The 19,266-nt window shown below is 35.3% G+C and carries 23 protein-coding genes; 17 read left to right on the top strand and 6 right to left on the bottom strand.

Annotated elements, in window-relative coordinates; all coding sequences use genetic code 11:
- Nucleotides 1–72: 72 nt before the first annotated feature.
- From BM090_RS00455 to BM090_RS00480, 6 genes are all read right to left on the bottom strand, one after another.
- A complete protein-coding gene (locus BM090_RS00455; RefSeq protein ID WP_091505658.1) occupies nt 73–1,734 on the bottom strand; it encodes a S41 family peptidase in 1,662 nt (553 codons plus the stop codon).
- A 72-nt stretch (nt 1,735–1,806) separates the two neighbouring features.
- Complete coding sequence (locus BM090_RS00460; protein ID WP_245756658.1) at nt 1,807–2,265, bottom strand: ribonuclease P protein component; 459 nt, start codon at nt 2,263–2,265, stop codon at nt 1,807–1,809.
- A gap of 83 nt (nt 2,266–2,348) precedes the next feature.
- On the bottom strand, nt 2,349–2,858 hold the full coding sequence (locus BM090_RS00465) for a YfiR family protein (RefSeq protein WP_143083822.1): 510 nt from the start codon (nt 2,856–2,858) through the stop codon (nt 2,349–2,351).
- Between the two features lie 275 nt (nt 2,859–3,133).
- Nucleotides 3,134–3,517 (bottom strand): DUF779 domain-containing protein, encoded by a 384-nt coding sequence (locus BM090_RS00470; RefSeq protein ID WP_091505663.1) that lies wholly within the window; start codon nt 3,515–3,517, stop codon nt 3,134–3,136.
- Between the two features lie 817 nt (nt 3,518–4,334).
- On the bottom strand, nt 4,335–5,858 hold the full coding sequence (locus tag BM090_RS00475) for an aldehyde dehydrogenase family protein (RefSeq protein ID WP_091505665.1): 1,524 nt from the start codon (nt 5,856–5,858) through the stop codon (nt 4,335–4,337).
- A 187-nt stretch (nt 5,859–6,045) separates the two neighbouring features.
- Nucleotides 6,046–7,068: an AI-2E family transporter gene (locus BM090_RS00480; RefSeq protein ID WP_091505668.1), complete on the bottom strand. Its 1,023-nt coding sequence runs from the start codon at nt 7,066–7,068 to the stop codon at nt 6,046–6,048.
- A gap of 496 nt (nt 7,069–7,564) precedes the next feature.
- Between BM090_RS00480 and BM090_RS00490 the strand changes: the two genes are divergently transcribed.
- From BM090_RS00490 to BM090_RS00565, 17 genes are all read left to right on the top strand, one after another.
- The gene (locus BM090_RS00490) at nt 7,565–7,990 is read left to right on the top strand and encodes a DUF6892 domain-containing protein (protein WP_143083823.1); all 426 of its coding nucleotides are present in this window, start codon (nt 7,565–7,567) and stop codon (nt 7,988–7,990) included.
- A gap of 4 nt (nt 7,991–7,994) precedes the next feature.
- Complete coding sequence (locus BM090_RS18820; protein WP_262487651.1) at nt 7,995–8,117, top strand: hypothetical protein; 123 nt, start codon at nt 7,995–7,997, stop codon at nt 8,115–8,117.
- A gap of 23 nt (nt 8,118–8,140) precedes the next feature.
- A complete protein-coding gene (locus BM090_RS00495; protein WP_091505676.1) occupies nt 8,141–8,602 on the top strand; it encodes a hypothetical protein in 462 nt (153 codons plus the stop codon).
- A gap of 4 nt (nt 8,603–8,606) precedes the next feature.
- Nucleotides 8,607–9,164, top strand: a complete 558-nt coding sequence (locus BM090_RS00500; RefSeq protein WP_091505678.1) for a hypothetical protein — start codon at nt 8,607–8,609, stop codon at nt 9,162–9,164.
- 35 nt (nt 9,165–9,199) lie between these two features.
- Nucleotides 9,200–9,982, top strand: a complete 783-nt coding sequence (locus BM090_RS00505; protein ID WP_091505680.1) for a hypothetical protein — start codon at nt 9,200–9,202, stop codon at nt 9,980–9,982.
- Nucleotides 9,979–10,419: a hypothetical protein gene (locus tag BM090_RS00510; RefSeq protein WP_091505683.1), complete on the top strand. Its 441-nt coding sequence runs from the start codon at nt 9,979–9,981 to the stop codon at nt 10,417–10,419. The genes BM090_RS00505 and BM090_RS00510 overlap by 4 nt, the downstream gene beginning before the upstream one ends.
- A 9-nt stretch (nt 10,420–10,428) precedes the next feature.
- On the top strand, nt 10,429–11,019 hold the full coding sequence (locus BM090_RS00515) for a hypothetical protein (RefSeq protein WP_091505686.1): 591 nt from the start codon (nt 10,429–10,431) through the stop codon (nt 11,017–11,019).
- 87 nt (nt 11,020–11,106) lie between these two features.
- Nucleotides 11,107–11,751: an Imm26 family immunity protein gene (locus tag BM090_RS00520; protein ID WP_091505688.1), complete on the top strand. Its 645-nt coding sequence runs from the start codon at nt 11,107–11,109 to the stop codon at nt 11,749–11,751.
- A gap of 11 nt (nt 11,752–11,762) precedes the next feature.
- The gene (locus BM090_RS00525) at nt 11,763–12,305 is read left to right on the top strand and encodes a hypothetical protein (RefSeq protein WP_091505691.1); all 543 of its coding nucleotides are present in this window, start codon (nt 11,763–11,765) and stop codon (nt 12,303–12,305) included.
- Nucleotides 12,306–12,324: 19 nt separating this feature from the next.
- A complete protein-coding gene (locus tag BM090_RS00530) occupies nt 12,325–12,720 on the top strand; it encodes a hypothetical protein (protein ID WP_091505694.1) in 396 nt (131 codons plus the stop codon).
- A 5-nt stretch (nt 12,721–12,725) separates the two neighbouring features.
- On the top strand, nt 12,726–13,490 hold the full coding sequence (locus BM090_RS00535; protein ID WP_091505697.1) for a hypothetical protein: 765 nt from the start codon (nt 12,726–12,728) through the stop codon (nt 13,488–13,490).
- Between the two features lie 18 nt (nt 13,491–13,508).
- Complete coding sequence (locus BM090_RS00540) at nt 13,509–14,933, top strand: hypothetical protein (RefSeq protein ID WP_091505700.1); 1,425 nt, start codon at nt 13,509–13,511, stop codon at nt 14,931–14,933.
- Between the two features lie 51 nt (nt 14,934–14,984).
- Entirely contained in the window at nt 14,985–15,998 is a 1,014-nt protein-coding gene (locus BM090_RS00545) for a leucine-rich repeat domain-containing protein (RefSeq protein ID WP_091505702.1), read from the top strand.
- Nucleotides 15,999–16,019: 21 nt separating this feature from the next.
- On the top strand, nt 16,020–16,979 hold the full coding sequence (locus BM090_RS00550; RefSeq protein ID WP_091505704.1) for an ankyrin repeat domain-containing protein: 960 nt from the start codon (nt 16,020–16,022) through the stop codon (nt 16,977–16,979).
- 180 nt (nt 16,980–17,159) lie between these two features.
- On the top strand, nt 17,160–17,666 hold the full coding sequence (locus tag BM090_RS00555) for a hypothetical protein (protein WP_143083824.1): 507 nt from the start codon (nt 17,160–17,162) through the stop codon (nt 17,664–17,666).
- Nucleotides 17,656–18,123, top strand: a complete 468-nt coding sequence (locus BM090_RS00560; RefSeq protein ID WP_177199797.1) for an SMI1/KNR4 family protein — start codon at nt 17,656–17,658, stop codon at nt 18,121–18,123. Before BM090_RS00555 ends, BM090_RS00560 begins: the two co-directional genes overlap by 11 nt.
- Nucleotides 18,124–18,130: 7 nt before the next feature.
- Nucleotides 18,131–19,144 (top strand): hypothetical protein, encoded by a 1,014-nt coding sequence (locus BM090_RS00565; protein WP_091505711.1) that lies wholly within the window; start codon nt 18,131–18,133, stop codon nt 19,142–19,144.
- Nucleotides 19,145–19,266 lie beyond the last annotated feature (122 nt).

Here is a 19,266-nt window from a genome sequence, read left to right on the forward strand (position 1 = left end):
AAATAAAAAAGGTGTTGGTTTGTCTGTACAAACCAACACCCAAAATATAAAATATCCTACGTTACAAGCGTTTTATTTTTTACCCTTCAAAATGTTTTGATATTCCGTTGGGCTTTGTAAAACCTTTAGAGCTGCTTGCAAATCTACGTCATTATCAAAAGAGGCTTCTTTTACACCTTTCTCATAATAATAACGCGAAACGATTTCTTGTTCGAGGTATTCTTTAATTTCCTCTTTGTTTTTTACCAAATCAAGTTCTTTGTTATGAGAAACACGTTTTTTGAGTTGGTCTATTTGCTCTTTGATATCGTCGTAATATTTTTCCTTTTTGGCGTTGGCCGTCAAGTCGTTGAGGTCTGTTTCTACTTTCGTGATGTAGTCGTATTCCTTACCGCTGAGCCATTTCATAAAATGCTCGTATTCAGCGTCAGAGACTTTAAATTTCTTAGCCGAAACAATACTCTGATGCGCTGCTGCATATTCGGTGGCATAGTCAAACAACAAGCCTTTATTAAGCAAACTTATCGTAATTGGAGCAGTGTTAGGACGCTCTACATCAACGTCTGGTGTTACGCCACCGCCATCATACACCACGCGGCCATTGCTTGTTTTGAATGCCACGCGCAAAGAATCCGCAATGCGGCTTGCCGCGCCATCTTCATTTTTATGCGAATAATCAATGGCCTGAATGCAACGACCACTCGGAATATAATACTTCGCCGTCGTGATTTTGAGTTGCGAGTTATATGAAAGTGGGCGCGTAGCCTGCACCAACCCTTTACCAAAAGTACGTTGGCCAACCAAAACACCTCTATCGTAGTCTTGCATTACGCCCGCCACGATTTCGGAAGCCGACGCACTGCGGCCACTGGTCAGAATCGCCACAGGAATATCTACGTCCAAAGGTGGGTTCAGGGCTGTATAGTTTTTGTTCCAGTCCGTCATTTTGCCTTTGGTACTTACCACTAACTTATCTTTTGGCACAAAAAGGTTAGCAATGTTTACGGCCTCGTTGAGCAAACCGCCTGGATTATCGCGCAAATCAAACACGATTTTTTTCGCGCCTTTTTCCTTGAGTTCCGTTACGGCTTTGCGCACTTCTTTGGAAGCGTCGGACGTAAAATCCGTCAGATGCAAATAGCCGACCTCATCGTTTACCATACCATAATACGGCACGTTGTCGATCTTGATGCGTTGGCGCGTAATTTCGATGTTCATCGTCTCTTTTTGCCCAAAACGCTTTACTTTCAGCTTCACGGCTGTTCCCGCTTGGCCTTTGAGCAACTTGCTCACATCGTTAGAATTTTTCTTGGCCGCGTCCACGCCATCTATTTCCAAGATTTCGTCGCCGATTCTAAGGCCTGCCTTTTGCGCTGGGAAATTTTCGTAAGGCATGAGCACCAACGTTTTATTATTGCGTTTGCCAATGATTGCGCCGATGCCGCCATACTGACCAGTGGTCATGGTGCGGTAGTCCTCGATTTCGTCTTCGGGAATGTAATTGGTGTATGGGTCAAGTGAATTGAGCATGGCATCAATTCCCGTTTTCATCAATTTGTTAGGGCTCACTTCGTCCACATAATAAGTATTGACTTCCTTAAAAAGTGTGGCGAAAATGTCCATGTTTTTGGCTATCTCAAAGTATTTTTCGGTGGGATTGCCAGCAGCAATAGTCAGCGCAGCCGCGCCAATAATTGTACTGGGAATGAGCCATTTTTTAAGTCTTGTATTCATGGTATTTTACTTTGAAAGGGTTTGTAAATAAAACAAATTTGTTGGCCTAATATTTTAACCAACCCCAAAAAATTAGGTGTTTGGCGTTTGTGCCAAAGCCGTTTTTAATTTCTCTACTGCCCAAATTAGTTTTTTTTCGATAATTTGAAAAGGCAATATTTCTTTAGCGGTATAAATAAAAGCAATATGCAGTTGTTTTTCGGGATAAATGGGCGGCCAATTCACCAAATGTTTTTGCAGGCGATAAGCCTCACGGATGCGGCGTTTGAGCAAGTTACGCACGACGGCACGCTTGAAATTACGGCGTGGCACACTGATAAGTATTTGTAAATCATCACCTTTTGCTTCGCCTTGGGGTTGATACTTGGCCAAGATGCGCAGCGGATACGCCGAAGCCGAGGCATCGTGTTGCCTGAAAAGTTCGTCTATACTTTTGCGACTACACAAACGCTCATTTTTACCAAATCCAAACGACAAAGAAGCCTTATTTTTATCCATAATCACCAAAAACGAAAGGGCAATTATACACAAATGCCCCGACTTTTGCGCAGTCGGGGCATTGTTTCAAATTCCGATTCTAAGCTAACACATTGAGCAAATTGATACTAAATATTTTAACCAACCATAATGGCCAAGCGACTCAACTCGCCCGAAACCTTTAGTTTGGCCTTACCTGTGGCATGTTCATTGATTTCAAAACGCCATTTGCCGTCTCGTACCACAAAGTTAATACAACTTCCTTTTTGTGCAAGCCCATCTTTAGCCGTAACAATAAGCGTTCCTGCGCCAACTTGTTTAATCGCCTCTGCCAGCTCATTACTTTTGGGTGTCGGGATATAAAGCAACTGACAATCAGATACTTTACTTACATCAGAAAAACGTTTAACGATTATTTTTTTGCCGTTTACGTAACGAGTAGAGGCGATACGCTCCAAATCAGGCATCACTGTTTCATTACCCAATACACCTATTACAAATTCTGGTTGTGCACTGCTCTCTGGCCACTGTATGTATTTGAGAAAATTCATCACAAACATACTATGAAATTTATAATCATCTTGGGCATACGAAATAGACACAACCCCGTGAAATAGTATCAGAATTGAAAGTATTATTTTTTTCATAAACACAATATTTTGCAATACAAAAATAATGCGCTTTATACCATGAATATGTTACGACAAAATAATATTTTGATTACTAAAATATATACATTTAAAAATAATCAAATCAAAAATAATAATAAGAACAAACCAGCTAATTAAAATAAAAATAAACGTATTTAAGCAAAAAATAAATAAAATTATATTTTTGTTAATATTTTCTAATTGTTATCTAAAAACAACCTGAATATAAAAAACCCAACCTTGTAAGATTGGGTCTTATTAGTTAATTTATTTTAAGAAACTGCACTGGTTACAGGTACAAGATTGTCTAGCTCGTCTTCCGTAAAAATTCTTGAGCGAATCAGGAAACGAACGCCGTGCGGGATTTCGATAGAAAAACTCGCGCCCCTACCCTCCACTACGTCCAAGGTGAGTTGCGTATGCTTCCAATACTCGAACTGAAAGCCGCTCATATAAAATTTTGCGCCATGTACTTCGCCCAAACAAACGTCGCTTTCGCCCAAGCGAAATTCGCCTTCCTCGAAACACATCGGGGCAGAACCATCGCAGCAGCCGCCGCTCTGATGAAAAATAATGTTGCAGCCATGCTCAGTGCGTAACTTATCCATGAGGGCGCAAGCCGCTGGCGTGGCCAAAATTCGTGCTACTGGTGTCATTTGGTTTTGGAGTTTGAGTTATAAATTTTTAAATCAATTATTTAACCTATTTGCTTGATTTTTAGTTTACACAATAGCCCAAACGTAAAACGCTTGGGCTATAGAACAACAAACAAACACACATAAATAATATTCTTAAAAACAGGATTACAAGCTACTTTTATCGAGTAACTCGCAACACTTTTGAGACTCTCGGCAGAGAAAAAATCACGCAAAAAGTATCAAAACTTAATATATACTTCAATAATAGAATTAGTCATAAAAAACTTTTTCTATCAAAAAAAAGCCTTCTATTTCGTATTCCAAACCATGATTTGTAGTAGCGTAAACAGAGGCTTTTTAATATCTTATCGTACCAAAATATACGACATTGTTTATTCTACATCATTTGCCCAAAAATAACCTACATATTAGCTGATATTAACCAAAGGCAAACATCTGGGTACTAAAGTATCGCCTCCATTTAGAGCGCAACGCAATCACTTATGCAGTCCAATCGGAGATACAGTTGCACACAAGGCTACTTGCATACCATAGAAGCATTTTTAAAAAGGATTTTTCTTCAGTATTAACAACCCAATCAGTTCCCTACTTTTAGGTTAAGTTTAATGCTTATTCGGATATAAAACTGACTTGTTTTTATTCAAAATAAATCTTCATAATCCAAAAAATGTTGGTCGCTCGAACAACGATGTCGAAATGGAATTTGAAACAGGCATTAAACAAATGCCAACACCTGTTTCAACCCCAAAAAATAAACTATTTAATTAACAATGAATTGCAGAATAATTCTAACAACTACTACCGTTGGTATCTATTAAAAGAAACCAAGTTTGTTTTTGTTGTAAGAGATAAGCATGTTTTTGTTTTGGCGGAAGTGGCTCAACATCATTTTATGTGTTTCGCGACCGAAGCCAGACTTCTTGTAACCACCGAATGGCGCGTGAGCAGGGTATGCGTGGTAGCAGTTCACCCAAACTCTACCTGCTTGGATAGCGCGTGGCACTTGGTATAATTCGTGCGCATCGCGAGTCCAAACACCAGCACCTAAGCCGTAAGAGGTATCGTTTGCGATTTCGATAGCTTCTTCAGTTGTTTTGAAAGTTGTAACACAAACTACTGGTCCGAAGATTTCTTCTTGGAACACACGCATTTTGTTGTGGCCTTTCAAAATAGTTGGTTGGATGTAGTAACCGTTTTCCAAACCGCTGTTTTGGTGGAAAGCAGCACCGCCTGTAAGAACTACTGCACCTTCAGACTTACCGATTTCGATATAAGACAAGATTTTTTCGTATTGGTCTTTAGATGCTTGTGCGCCCATCATGGTGTCCATAGACAATGGGTTGCCCATTTTGATCGCTTGTACGCGAGCCACCATTCTTTCCAAGAATTTGTCGGCGATAGACTCATGTACCAAGATACGTGAAGGACAAGTACAAACTTCACCTTGGTTCAAAGCGAACAAAGTTGCACCTTCCAATGCTTTATCGAAGAACTCGTCGTCTGCGTCCATTACGCTTGGGAAGAAAATGTTTGGTGATTTGCCACCCAATTCCATTGTTACAGGAATGATATTTTCTGAAGCGTATTGCATGATAAGACGGCCAGTAGTTGTTTCGCCAGTGAAACCAACTTTAGCGATACGCGTAGAAGTAGCCAAAGGCTTACCAGCTTCCAAACCGAAACCGTTTACTACGTTAAGAACGCCAGCAGGGATAAGGTCGCCGATTAGTTCCATCAATACCATGATACCAGTTGGAGTTTGTTCAGCTGGTTTCAACACGATACAACAACCAGCAGCCAAAGCAGGAGCCAATTTCCAAGCAGCCATCAACAATGGGAAGTTCCAAGGAATGATTTGAGCGATAACACCCAAAGGCTCATGCACATTGATAGACACTGTAAATTCGTCTAATTCAGTAGCAGTACCTTCTTCCGCACGGATAACACCAGCGAAATAACGGAAATGATCTACTACCAATGGCAAGTCAGCGTAAGTAGTTTCACGCAAAGGCTTACCGTTATCTACTGTTTCAACAGCAGCCAAATAATCAAGATTTGCTTCAATACGATCAGCAATTTTCAATAGCATGTTGCTACGGAAAGTTACAGACGATTTAGCGAAAGAATCAAAAGCAGCGTGTGCCGCGTCAAGAGCTAATTCAATATCTTCTTTAGTAGAACGAGCAGCTTTCGTGAAAACTTTGCCGTCCAATGGAGATACGTTGTCGAAATAGTTGCCGTTTGCTGGAGCAACCCATTTGCCACCGATAAAGTTATCGTACTTGTCTTTAAATGCAGGGCGTGCCACTGCTGGACTTGGTGCTGTTAATGTAGCCATGATTGTATGAAATTTTTTTGATTAAGTGAATAGTTTTAGACTTAAGAAGGAAGAACCTCAGTTGTCGTTCAAACCTTTGCAAAGGTAGTATTCTGTATCACGTTTCAACAATCACAATTCTATCAACTGTATTCTTTATTCTATCAAATGCAAAATTTTATAATGTTACTGCACAGGGTGTTTTATATTATGTTTGGCTTTCTGGATTTATTACATACTTTTTTCGGTACACTCGCACAAAGATAATAAAGTAGGAAATCAGCAAAGGCCCCATCACCAAACCCATAATACCCAGAATTGGCACGCCCAAAATAACGCCCACCAACGTAATGAGCGGATGAATATCACCCATCTTGCTGGCAATGAACATTCGTAGTACATTATCAATGTTCAGCACCACGATAGCCCCGTAAAGTAATATCCCGATGCCGCCAAAGTTGTCGCCTTGCGCCAAGGCAATCAGGCCAGCAGGCACCCAAATAAGCGGCGTGCCCAAGACAGGAATAAAAGACATAAAAAAGCCCACCATTCCCCAAAACAATGCGTCGGAAAACCCAAAAACCCAAAAACCTAATGCAAGCATCGTGGCCTGAATCAACGAAATAAGCCCTTGCCCAATGATGTTGGAATGAATGTTATTTTCTAAATCTAAACCCAATTGTTCGAGCGTGTCAGGCTCAAAAGGCAAGTAAACGTACAAGCCTTTGCGGAATCTTTCTTGTTCCACAAACATATAGTACAGCACAAAATACATGAGTCCCAAGCCCACCAGCATATCCGTAGCTTCCGCCAAAAACGACGGAAACAAGCCTCCCGCCCACTTGCCGACGTTCTCGGCAACATTGTTCATCATGGCCTTATCGCGGAGCTTAATACCCGACATGGCCTCAATTTTTTCAACAAAAAGCAAAATATCTTGTATGTGTGATGTATAGTAAATTATTTTATCAGTTAGCATGATACTTAGCAACAAAAAAGGCAAAACTATTATCAAAAAAGACAAAATAATAATACTAAATACTACCAATTGTTTGTGCCAACCTCTGCGTAACAGTTTGTTATATGGTTTGCGAAAAATCACGTATAACACCGTACTTGCTACCAAGTAACTAATGTAAGTACGCATATTCAATACAATAAATAAGCCCAAAAGCACAACCAGAATAACCAAGATATTGCGGCGTTGGGAAGAGGTATAAATACTGTTCATGTTTTTTGTTTTTGATTGATTGGCTGGTTTGGGGTACAAATATAATAGTTGTATCCACAAAGCGGCAGTACAATGGAGGCGCGGACGATTTACGGGATTTTACAATGTTATCAAATCATAACTCTATTAAATTTTTCCCAAAGAAAGTACCTAGACGGAAGGCGGCTTGCATGCACAAAAACACTAAAGGCAAGCAACCAGCGAATCCGCAGACCAAAAAATTACAATAAAAAGACAAAAACACTTGCGAAAGCACCGAATATTTCGAGTTTTGCACAAGAATATACAAAACTTTAATACAATAAGTAAAAGCAAAAATCGAAAAGACTAAAAATACAATAAAAACATATTTTTATACAAATAAGTAAATTAAATACGAAGTAAATTGCCCAACTGGCCATGTTTCAGAAAGTTTTATCCTTGTACAAATTATGAGGATTGGAGTGAAATCATTAAAACTCATTTACAAATAATACATAATAAAATAACAATAATTATGAGTATAATACAATTTAAAGATCGCAATTTTAAGCTTGCAGTTATTCAAGAGTTAATGTACAACAAGAAACTGCTCTCTCCTGAATTTGATATATGGGAATCGGCCAACAATTTTTTTGATAGAAAAATAGACATTAACCAAGAGGGTTACGAAATCATACCTGAAGTACTTGAATATTATTTAAATATAGAAATTACAGAAGAATTGGCTAAGAATATTACCAAAATATATCAGAATGGTGGAGATGATGTCTATATGAATATTATACCGTATTGGGACGGCGAAGATGATGAATTTAATATCAAGTCGGCAGAAGACGCTAAATATTTTCCAAACATGAAAAACGCTGTTGTTTTTTATGATAACGATGATTCAATTTTGGATGCATTTAGAAAACAAGGAATTGATGCTAAATGGCTATAATTCAATGAAATATCGCAAAATTGAAGGAAACATTGAAGGCGTTCCGTTTATCTTGATTCAAAAATCAGATTTAAGGAATTGGAATGGATTTTATTTGCCTGATAACAACAAAAATATCCTGATTTAGAGATTAATCATCAGCCATATAGTATGTACGAGGACAATGATTTCGGAAACCCAAAAACCGATTGGGGTTTTGTTATTGGCAAAATTTTGAAAGAATGCAAATCTCCTTTCAAAATCCATCTTCGGGATTTTGAAGTAATAGTTGTAGATCCCAGTTATTATACCGCTTGGGAAAGTGACAATTTTTGGATTTGCGAAGACTCTGGCAACTTGTATTTTATTCTAAATATCCAGAATGATTTTATTAACCCGATAAGCTTCAAACCTGAACATTTAACAAAAATGCGAAAAGAGTGTAGTTTACAGATTTTATTAACCAGCTGTAACTACCGTATTTTAGCATCTACCGAACATGGATTAGATGATAAAAACTTAATTTTTGCAGACCTAAATATTTGTCCTGGTTTGTACAATATTGATTTGTATGTCGAAAAAAATGATTATCCAGAAGTAGTTATTTATAAATTTGATTTATTGAAAGCATAATCTTATGAGTACATTTATCACAGCAATTCTTTACAAGAAAAACGAAATAAACGAGGATGCGTTATTCAATTATTTTAAACATCTTCCTAATAATTTGCAATTTACAGATTCTGTTGCAAAACAGCATTTTGTACACACAGTAATTAGCCCTGAAGTTTCAGCGATTTTTCATTTTGTGAACGGATATTCAAGCCGTGCGAAATGCTTTGGGCTGCAATGCGAACTATTCCAGCAGGAAAATCTACTATTCCTCATCAAAGATGAATTATTGCAGCATCAATCTGAGCTTTGTATTTATTCGCATCTGTATTGCGATATGGATGGTTTTGAGGAAAATACCAAACTCACCGAAAAGGGTTTTGAGATTAGGCAGGTGATGGATGGAGAGTACATGAAAATTTACAAAGAAGACGAAAAACCAACAGAAACGCTCATGCTGAAAAGCCCAGCCCAACGAAAAAAATATCCAGTAGATTGTATTTTGGAAGAGTTGAGAATTACTGAAAAAGAGATTATTGACGCTTTGTATCGTATTGAAAAAGAAGGAAAATATCTGGTATAATTTGCCTTAAAATAGTATTTTAAATTGAAATGAAGATGAATAAAGACGACAACAAAATATCATTCTCGTTTTACCATCAAAATTATTTTAGGGATAAACAGAATTTGAAGAAATTATGGAATTTGTTAGATACCAAACTTGTAAATCCAACACGTTTTGATACCGTAGAACGTGCAAAAAAGGAATTTACACAAGATTCCGTAGAACAGGCCTATAACGAATACCTCGGCAAAGAGATGCTATTTGTAAAAGGTTCAAAATTAGGTTTTTGTCTTTCTATACACACATTTAGCAATCCTTCAATCACCGTTTCTACTTTCTATTTTAACGAAAAATTGGCAGATCCCAAAAATATGAATTGCTGGTTTGAATGGATTAAAAAATTTTGTGAGCATTTCCCCATTTTTTTTGGTTATGGATGTAGTTTCAAAGAATACAATTTGAAACATAAAGTAATTACAGAACTTGGCGGCGGAAAACAAATAATTGGTGCTGTGGGAGTTTCGGCTTTGGAGTTTCTTAAATACAATTCAGGAATTTATTGGACAACCATTTTAGGTAATGCATTGGTATCAGAAACAAATGTGGACAAATTAGATAAAAATGAGATGGTTACCGTTTCACAAATAAAACACCATCAAGCAATGATTACTTTGAATGAAAATATTTTACAAACGGATTATAGCACACGATTAATGCATGAAAAATCCATTGCAGAAATACTTAATCCAGCGTATTTTTTCGATAGAAATTATCCTAATTTTGAGTATAAACAAGCGAATGAAATTCTAAATAAAATTTCAAATCAGCAGCGATGAACGGTAAAATAAACATATTTTTCTACTATCAGTTTTTTGGTGAAAATAAACAAAAACCGTTGAACGTACTTTTGCGGTGCGCCAAATCATTTGCATCACGGGCAAATCAGGCAGAAGAAGATTGGGCAGACAAGCAAATGGAGCTTTCGCGTGATGTATTGCTTGAGCAGATACTTATGCAGACGGAATGTTCAACATATCTGTTAATTGGTTGCACCGAAATTTCGCCTGAGGGAGACGATTTGTATGCTGAAAATTGTAATGGAAATCCCATAAATTTTTGGTATGCCGAAACAAAATACGGAAACCCTTGGATTGTAATTTCGCAAGCCAATACTGAAAGTGAATTTATGGAAATACTTCGCAACGACGAGGATATGTGGCGAATGGAACCAATTAATCCTCAATATATTTCAGCTATTTTTTATACTAAATAATTAAGAACAATGAGTATTTTTTTTGAAAAAAACTTTCCAATCCATGCGTCATTGCAATTAATTGATGTGAGTAACATTGTTTCCAAGCTGTCATTTTGTTTTGTAAAAGAATTACCAGCTAATGATAAAATGCCACTTCAACATATCTATTCAAGATACGAGAATGGCGACAAACAGGTATTTATTTATTTTAACGACCATTTATTAGGTGTAGAATATTTTTGCATTAGAGGATTAAATGAAGAATCTGTTATTGAAGCAGGTAAGGAATTATGCGAAAGTATCAAAGTTTATACTGTTGAAGAGCTTTGGGAAGAATATCAGTCTTGCGCTGACGAATCAAAATTGGCATCCATTGTTGCTCGTTTTTTTGTGCTTGGGATGAATGGATTCGATAAAGGTTTGTTATTATGCTATTCACAGTTTATAAGAGATAAGCGCGAACCTGTTTGGGAAACTACAAGAATGGGAATTAGTTATCTTGGCTGGATAGAATTTAAACCATTATTGGAGGATGAAGCTAAAGAGTCGTCGTTTAAAGGAAATTCATTTAAAGAATTGATTGATATATTAGAACGTAATATTTGGAGCAAGATATAAAATAAAAGAAAACCATTTTGATAAGGCAATAGCTCAAATGGACTCTGTAATTTAATGGAATAATAACTGTATGAGAAAATCGTAAGTATGGGCAAAATCAAAAGGCGACTAAAAATAGGTGATATATTCGCCATTAATTTACCTGATGGAAGTTGCGTTACAGGACGGATAATGTTCTATACAAAAAAACAACTTCCATTAAATAACGAAGATAGCAAGACTAATCAGGGCACATGGATGATGACAATCGGTGGCGGGGTGTATGTTGATATTTATAAAGACTTGAAACAAAAACCCGATTTATTGATTTCTGAACCATTGTTTCGTGGCATTTTTATTTCTACCGCATTGCTTTCTGACGGTACTTGGGAAATTATTAGCAATGTTCCTGTTAACCCACAAGACGTTGAATTCCCTCAGTACGTTATAAGTATTCCTCCTGGGGTTGGTTCATGGTTCTATGTTCGGGGTGAAGTATGCTTGAGTTTACCAGGCGAAAAAGGTTATAATCAATGGCATGGAATATCGTGCAAGATGATTATGCACACCGATATTACTCGGTTTATTTTAAAATACTTGAATTTACAAGAAACAAAGGATTCGTTGGAAAAAATGGATCTCAGGTATCATCCTGAAAAAAATCTAGTTTATGAAACTTTAGGCTTAAATCCTGACGAATCTTATGACTCTTTTTCAAAAAGAAATGGATACGACATTGGTAGATTCTTCTAAATCTTTCAATAATGACTGAGCAAACAATTCCATATCTGTACATTCTACGAATTGAGACCATTATTCGTCTTGATGATATTGAAATACAAGGTATTGTAAAAGATGGAGAATACGAACTGGAAATAGACCAGCAATGGATTCCTGTGTACGTGTGTATCCCACGAATTAATACATCATCTAAACCTATTTATAGAATGGAAATTTCTTCCGCAAATAAATGGATAAGTAATGTATTAAAGGTTTATAGACGTGTAACAGGAGATAGTAAAATTAAGCTAAAAAACAGTGATGGCAATATTTTCAATGTTCATTATAAAACCTGCGGCAAAAGCAACGGTGTTTATGTTTCGGGTTATTTTGAAAAAGAACCTGAAACGGAAAGTTTCCCCTTTCGTTGCCGCCTGACAGGGCACGAATATATATCAGGAATCGCAACCGAAACCAACAGATTTCCAAAGCGATATTTGCATCTTGATGGACTGACAATCTCGCAAACATTAATGTTGATTGAAAATTTACAATTTAGAGATGTTTTGTTAGAAGAAGTGCTTTAACTTTGATATTTAGTAAATTATGAATTTTACAGAAGAAGGTAGTTTGAACGCACTTATATTAGCACATCAATATTTTACGTTGCTCGAAATTGAAGGTATTGTAGATAACGGTTCTACTTTGCGCTTAGGTCATGTAGAAATTGATAAATATTACGCAGGTTACAGAGTTTTTTCACACGGTTTTTCATCGGAATTAACTCATAATTCGATGTTTAGATTAATGCCATTCGACGTTCCTGTTGTAAATCGTTCGGGAATTGCAGCAATTTTTCAGGCTTCAATTCATAATGAAATTCCAGAGGAGTATTTTGCAGGTTGGGTGAATCAAAATAGAAAATCAGATCTGAAAAAATGGATTTCGCAGATGAATAAGTACATTAAAAAAATGCTTAAAGAAACAAAAACTAGTAAATAGGACAAATGAAACGCGAACAACTTTTTGACTCAGTATGTAATCAAATTAATGAAATTGAAGGCTTTCCTATTAGTTTTGGTTGTGAAAAATTACATGGAGCTTATGCTGATTTTCAGCGGCTTTTTCCTATATATTGGCCTAAGGTCAAGCAATTTGTAAATCTCAATTATAGTTTTATTATCAAAGATTATCAATTCTTTTTAGCTCTTGATAAATTCATAAATCCGTCCATTTTGTTGGCAACATTGGCATGTGCGGCAGGTGCTGAAAAAGGATATTGCAAACAATGGTATTCGATTATTGCCAAATTATCATCATTTCAAAAAAACAATAATGAGCATATACATAATTTAAAAGATATGCTTGTGTTCAACGCATTATCTGGTGAATTTGATATTGAACAGTTTAAGAATTGGCCTCTTTATCCCGAAACAAGAGCGACAGAAGTACGTGTGTTATATGCGTTGATGACAGGAAATTCATTATCAATCGATTCGGATAAATTATATTTCGACAATGCTCTTTGGTTACAATTTTACAATTCATTAAAAAATAATGATATAAAAAATACAAAGGCTGTTTTAATCAACTTTGCTGAATATTTCTGGAATAATTGTGAAGTAAACGAAACGCCAATATATTCTCCAGAACAATATCCTTGTTTTGAACCCGATTACAACGCAGCATTAGCAATTGCCTCTTATCATTTTGACAAAAAAACAGATTTTGTTGAAGAAAAATATGAAAAATTCTACATTGGTGCTTTGTAATAAAAATTTGTTATGAATATGAATAAATTTTTTGAAAGTTTATATGCCTACATAGATTCTGTTTTAGAAGACGGATTGATCTATTATTCAACTCCCATTAATCAAGAACGTGGTATTTTGGGCGGTATGGTTTATTGTATCGTAGATGGTGTTAAGAATTATAATTTAGGGAAGGAAGTAGAGAAAAAATTAGACGATTTTCAAATTGAAATTGAAGACGAATATGTGTCTATGTATGCATTAACTAAGTTATTGCCTGTAAATAGAAGGATAAAATATATTTTTCAGAAAGGGCAGCCAATAAAAGCTGAGGTTTATTCTACTCAAATGATAATTGACGATTTTATCAATGATTTAAAAAATGGGTATTCTTATAAAGGTTTTGTTAGAGTTGAAGCCGAATTTCAATATATTATACAAGATAAAAATTTGAAATTATCTGGAAATATAATCAAAACTAATTCAGATTTAACAACTGTTAATTCTGATAAAATTTATGATGACAATTTAGAACTACTTTATTATTCCTTAGACGGTAAAATCGACAAATTTCATTTTGTATTTGAAAACGATTGTTTGTCAATATTTAGTAAGCCAGCTTTTCCTGAATACAATTTTTTAGATTTGAATGAAACGATTAACATGGAACTTGATGAAAATAATAAAGATGAAGTATTTTCATTTTTAGAATCGTTGAACGAACATAAGATAGCAAAAGCCATAGAAGTTTTAAAAACCAAGCCTGAGTGGTATGCGAGAGCTGAAGCAAGGTATTTGAATTTTATAAAAACTAGATTAAAAAATCCGGAAGCTGGTTTAGAACAATTAGCTGATATAAAAGTAATAACGCAATTAGATGTTTCTCTGATGATGGGTAAAGATATTGATAAAAACTTTATATCGCTTAGCTATTTAGACGATTCACAAACCTGCTTTATTGTCGATTATCTTGGTGCTATGGTACGCAATGCTTTTCATTCAGAAGATTTGATAGCTGAGATGAAAATATTGGTAGAAGATGACGATGATCGTGTAAGAGAAATTCATAAAAAATATTCGGATATTTTGGATAAATGGATTAAAAATGAAATAGAATTCTATAATGGCGGTTGGTTTGGAAAAATTAATAAGAAATTGTTTGATATGTATGTTGAGAAATTATTATTTGACCATACAGACTTTTCTAGTGCGAACAAATCATTGGTAATGAATGAATTTATGTTTTTTTTAGAAAATAAACCAGAATCTAGCCTACTTATTGATATTTTTCAATCAACCTGTCCAAATTTGGGCTGTATGTTCTGGATTCTGCCCAATATTCCTGATACTATTTGGGGTGATGTTAAGCCTTATTTTCCTAAATCGGTATTAAGTTTCCAACGCTCAGCCAGCATTAAAATTGGTGATGATGGCCAATGGAATGACATAACATCTGAACATTAATAATACAATATAAATCAAACTGATTTTATAATATTTCACTAACCAACAATCATGGAATTATCTACAAGTATAACCCAGCAATTAAGCAGATTAGGCATTGAAATTGACAAGGACACACAGCTTGTGAAAATTAGTACCGACGAAACAGCATTTGTTGTGCCAGAGCCAATGAGTTGCTTTCTGAATAGTTGGAATAAATTCAAGAAAAAGCTGTTTTTCGATAAATATGAAGAAGGTATTCCCACGAACCCTATCGAAATAATATATCCAGATGAAGTTGATCGAGAAAATCAAGCAATTAGCGGTCAACCATTTGTATCAATGTTTTGGGACAGCCATTATTCGTACTACATGCTCAGGGCAGACGATCCAAACCCTGACGATCCAGACTATTATTTCCTTGATCATGATGATTATGAGTCTGAAGAGCTAGAGCCACAGGGCAAACTAAGCGATTTGCTTTCATGCCTATACACGCGCGAACAGGCAAACGCGCTTGTAAAAGAAGAAGTGGACGAGGATGAAGTGGAGGAAATTGGCCTTTACCGCTGGATTTGCGATACTTATGGAAATCCTGTTGAAAGAATTAAGGCTGAAGATTGTGAGATTGAATCGCTTAAAGGGTTGGATGTTTATACGGATTTGAAAATTCTAAGTCTTTCCAACAACAATATTTCAGATATTTCTAAGCTTGATGCGCTAAAAAATTTGGAAGAATTGTCATTGAATTATAATCAGATTACGGATATTTCGGCAGTTGCAAACAAAATACGATTAAAGTATTTTTCCATCAAGGAAAATAATGTTATTGATATTTTGGCTCTCGAAACCTGCGAAAATCTTCAAATTTTGGATTTATGCAACAATAAAATTTCCGATATTTCGCCCATTAAAAAGCTACATCAGCTAAAAAATATCTTTTTGAGGAACAATCCGATTAATGATTATTCACCTCTGGCATCATTACCCAAATTAGAACTGGTTACAGTTAGTAAAATCAGTGATGATGAGTTGGCGAAGTTAAAACAATTATTGGGCGAAAAAGTAAAAATTGACAACAACTAGTTAATCTTTATATATTGTGTTATGAGTAAATTACAAGATTTAATTTTCAGTAAAGACTTAGAAGGCATTGCAAACCTCGTGAAGTCAGGCCAAGCTACTGCTAACGATGAAAATGGAGAACGTACTGCGCTTTCCTTAGCCGCAGCCTGCGGTTATACGGATGTAATGAAGTGCCTGATTGAACTTGGAGCTGACATTAACAAATCCAATAGCGGAGATTTGGGTTACACGCCAATTATTGAGGCTGCCCGAGAAGGTAAATTGGAAGCTATTACGTTTTTGATAGAGGCTGGTGCGAATGTCGAATCTGTTGATACACGCAATGGAACCGCCTTGTTGCATGCTTGCATTTCTGCCCACAACGATATTCTTCAGTTATTAATCAAGGCTGGGGCTAACGTAAATGCAACTGATAACGACGGTCAAACGCCTTTACATTACTTATGTCGTTTTGCGGTTTCGTGGGGAAGTGGGATGGTTTCCGAGACAATCAATGGCGTTACAAAAAAGATTGAAAATCAACGATTTAAACAACATACCGAAATATTTTTAACCTTGCTTAAGAATGGAGCAGACGTAAATCTTGTAACCAATTATGGTTTTACAGCCCTTACGCTTGCTGCCGATACTGATGCTTATCAGTTTATTCCGTTGTTGGTTGAGAAAAAAGCGGATGCCAATTTTCAGAATTCCAAAGGTTTTGCGCCAATGCATGCCGCCTGCGAAAAAGGCAATTTGTTGGTGGTGGAAGCCTTGATAAAATGCGGTGCTAATGTCAATGTAATTGATAACGATGGTTTTACACCGCTTTTAGGTGCTTGTATGTCTTCTAACGTGGCCATTGCAAAAATTCTTTTAACCAATGGAGCAAAAAAAGACATTCCTGCGAAAATATCTTACGGAAAAGTGGCCGCAGGTGATATTCCTTTGAATGTAGCCGAAAAAATTGGTAATCAGGAGATGATTAATCTTTTGAAATAATTGACGGTAATCAGTATTAAGTTTTAAGCATTAAATCTTAAGGGTGATGATGAAAAATCGAACTATTTTGTGTATGAATATGCATAATTTATGCAGATTTTGCCACTATTAGTAAGAAATATTTTTTTTAACATCACCCCTATTTACAATAAAATTTCACAAAAAATAAATTCAAAAAAGATGAAAATTTTGACATTTTTAGTGCTGTCTTTTGTGTTTTTTCACAACCTTCAAGCAAATAATATTGAAGCCTTTTCTAGTAATAAAAATTTGATATTATCTTATCAAAATTATCCTGATTCCTCCTCTCTTGACAATCGCTTTGATTTATATATAAGTCTTTTATTTAAATATGATATACAGGTTGATAGTATTTTAGGTGAAGAGTCGGTAAAAGGATATGATAAATATGATGAATTTTTCGATTATCGTAAAAATAAAATAAGAGTTTGGTTAGACAGAGGAGCTGTTTATAAAATTTTGACAAAAGACAAGACAGTTGATTTTTTAGGTACGCATATTGGCAATAATGTTCAATCTTTCAGAAAAGTTTTTGGCAAATCTAGGAGAGAAGAAAAAGGTGCTGTCCATTTTAATTTTGACGGCACATACATCGTTGTAAAATATAACCCAAAAACAAAAATAACCTTGGGTGTTTTTATCATGAATGAAGATTATGAGAAATAAAATACCCAAATTTAATATAGAAATGAGTTTGCAAGGAGATCCATTAAGCGTAAACGACATAGAAAAAGCAGAGGAACAATTAGGACGGCAAATACCTGACGAATACAAAGCATTTTTACTTCAATTCAATGGTGGACACCCTGAACCATGCAATTTTGTACGCCCAATGCATGATACCGCAATAGATAGTGTAAGCCTTTTTTATGGTTTATTTTTAAAATACTCTTATAATTTGATTGGGATATACAATGAGTACGCAATGCGAATGCCTACTGAATTTTTGCCAATAGCAAGTGTTGGAGGTTGTCAAATTTGTATTTGCACAGATGGTGAAAATATTGGAAAGCTTTACTTTTGGGATAGTGATGAAGAAAATCCTGATGAAGAACAACCATGTTACGATAATATTTATTTATTGTCGGATTCTTTTACTGCTTTTATAAACTCTTTATCTTAGTATTGTTATGCTTTTAAGCACTCAAAAACTAATTAAATACCTCAAAATTTCTGATAAAAAGGATATTTCAGTTATTCAGTTTTATATCAATGTGGCATTATTAAGCGGTAACAAATCGGATTCGGATGCTTTATTGAAAATATTTTTATCAGATCCAACCGAATATAGTTATTCAGTTTTTTTTGATTTATTTTTCAAATTTGGAGATAAAAAATATGCTGAAGAAATCTATTCAATAAGTGTCAAAGATGGCATTCTGCAAGAAAATATGCCTTGCGAAATTCTTGAACTTTTCGGAAGATTTCAATTCGAACCTACCAAAAATTTGTTGATTAAGTACGCATTGAATATTGATATTGAAACCGATCACTATTTGAGTTTAAGTGCCATACAAGGCTTATTATACTTCGATTGTACAGATTATCATGATATTATCAAAGAAAAAATTGAAGCATGCTATGATAAAAATATATTTTCAGAATTTGTCCCGACACTTGTATGCAAATTACGGGATAAGAAACCAGTTTTAGAACGATTGTATGAAACAGGCTGTAAATATGCTTCAACCGATTGTAATGCAGGTATTGTATTAGGATTTTCATTATGTGGAGACGAAGGCAAAAAATACTTTTTATCGTTATTGTTCGACAAGCATTGGGAAATGTATTCCACTGGTACAGGGAATACAAAATTTGCCTACAAAGGATTATTAAATTTAAAAATAAGCATATTAGAATTATTTAGAATAATAACGACATTTGAAGATATCGAACAACTCTCTTATGGCGTAAACCTAATTCTTTCGTTTATTGAATGTAAAGCGGATGATTATACAGACGAGCTAAGTGAATCTTTTTTAGACATTTACACCCAACTTTTTTTACATAATAATACCGAAATCAATATACTAAAACTTGCCCGTAAAGTAGCGTCATCTGATAGGACTTATCATGTAAAAAAAATAATTGAACTAAAAATAATGGAAAGTTTTACCAAAAATAATTATCTTTGCGCCATATAAAATATAGCTCGAAAATAACCCAAAAATCTAGGTATTACACTTAAAACAAGCCACACAAACTATACAATAGCTACACATAAACCACTTAAAATATATAAATTCATAAAGTAATTGTATTATTA

Source organism: Flexibacter flexilis DSM 6793, from assembly GCF_900112255.1.
Lineage (GTDB): Bacteria > Bacteroidota > Bacteroidia > Cytophagales > Flexibacteraceae > Flexibacter > Flexibacter flexilis.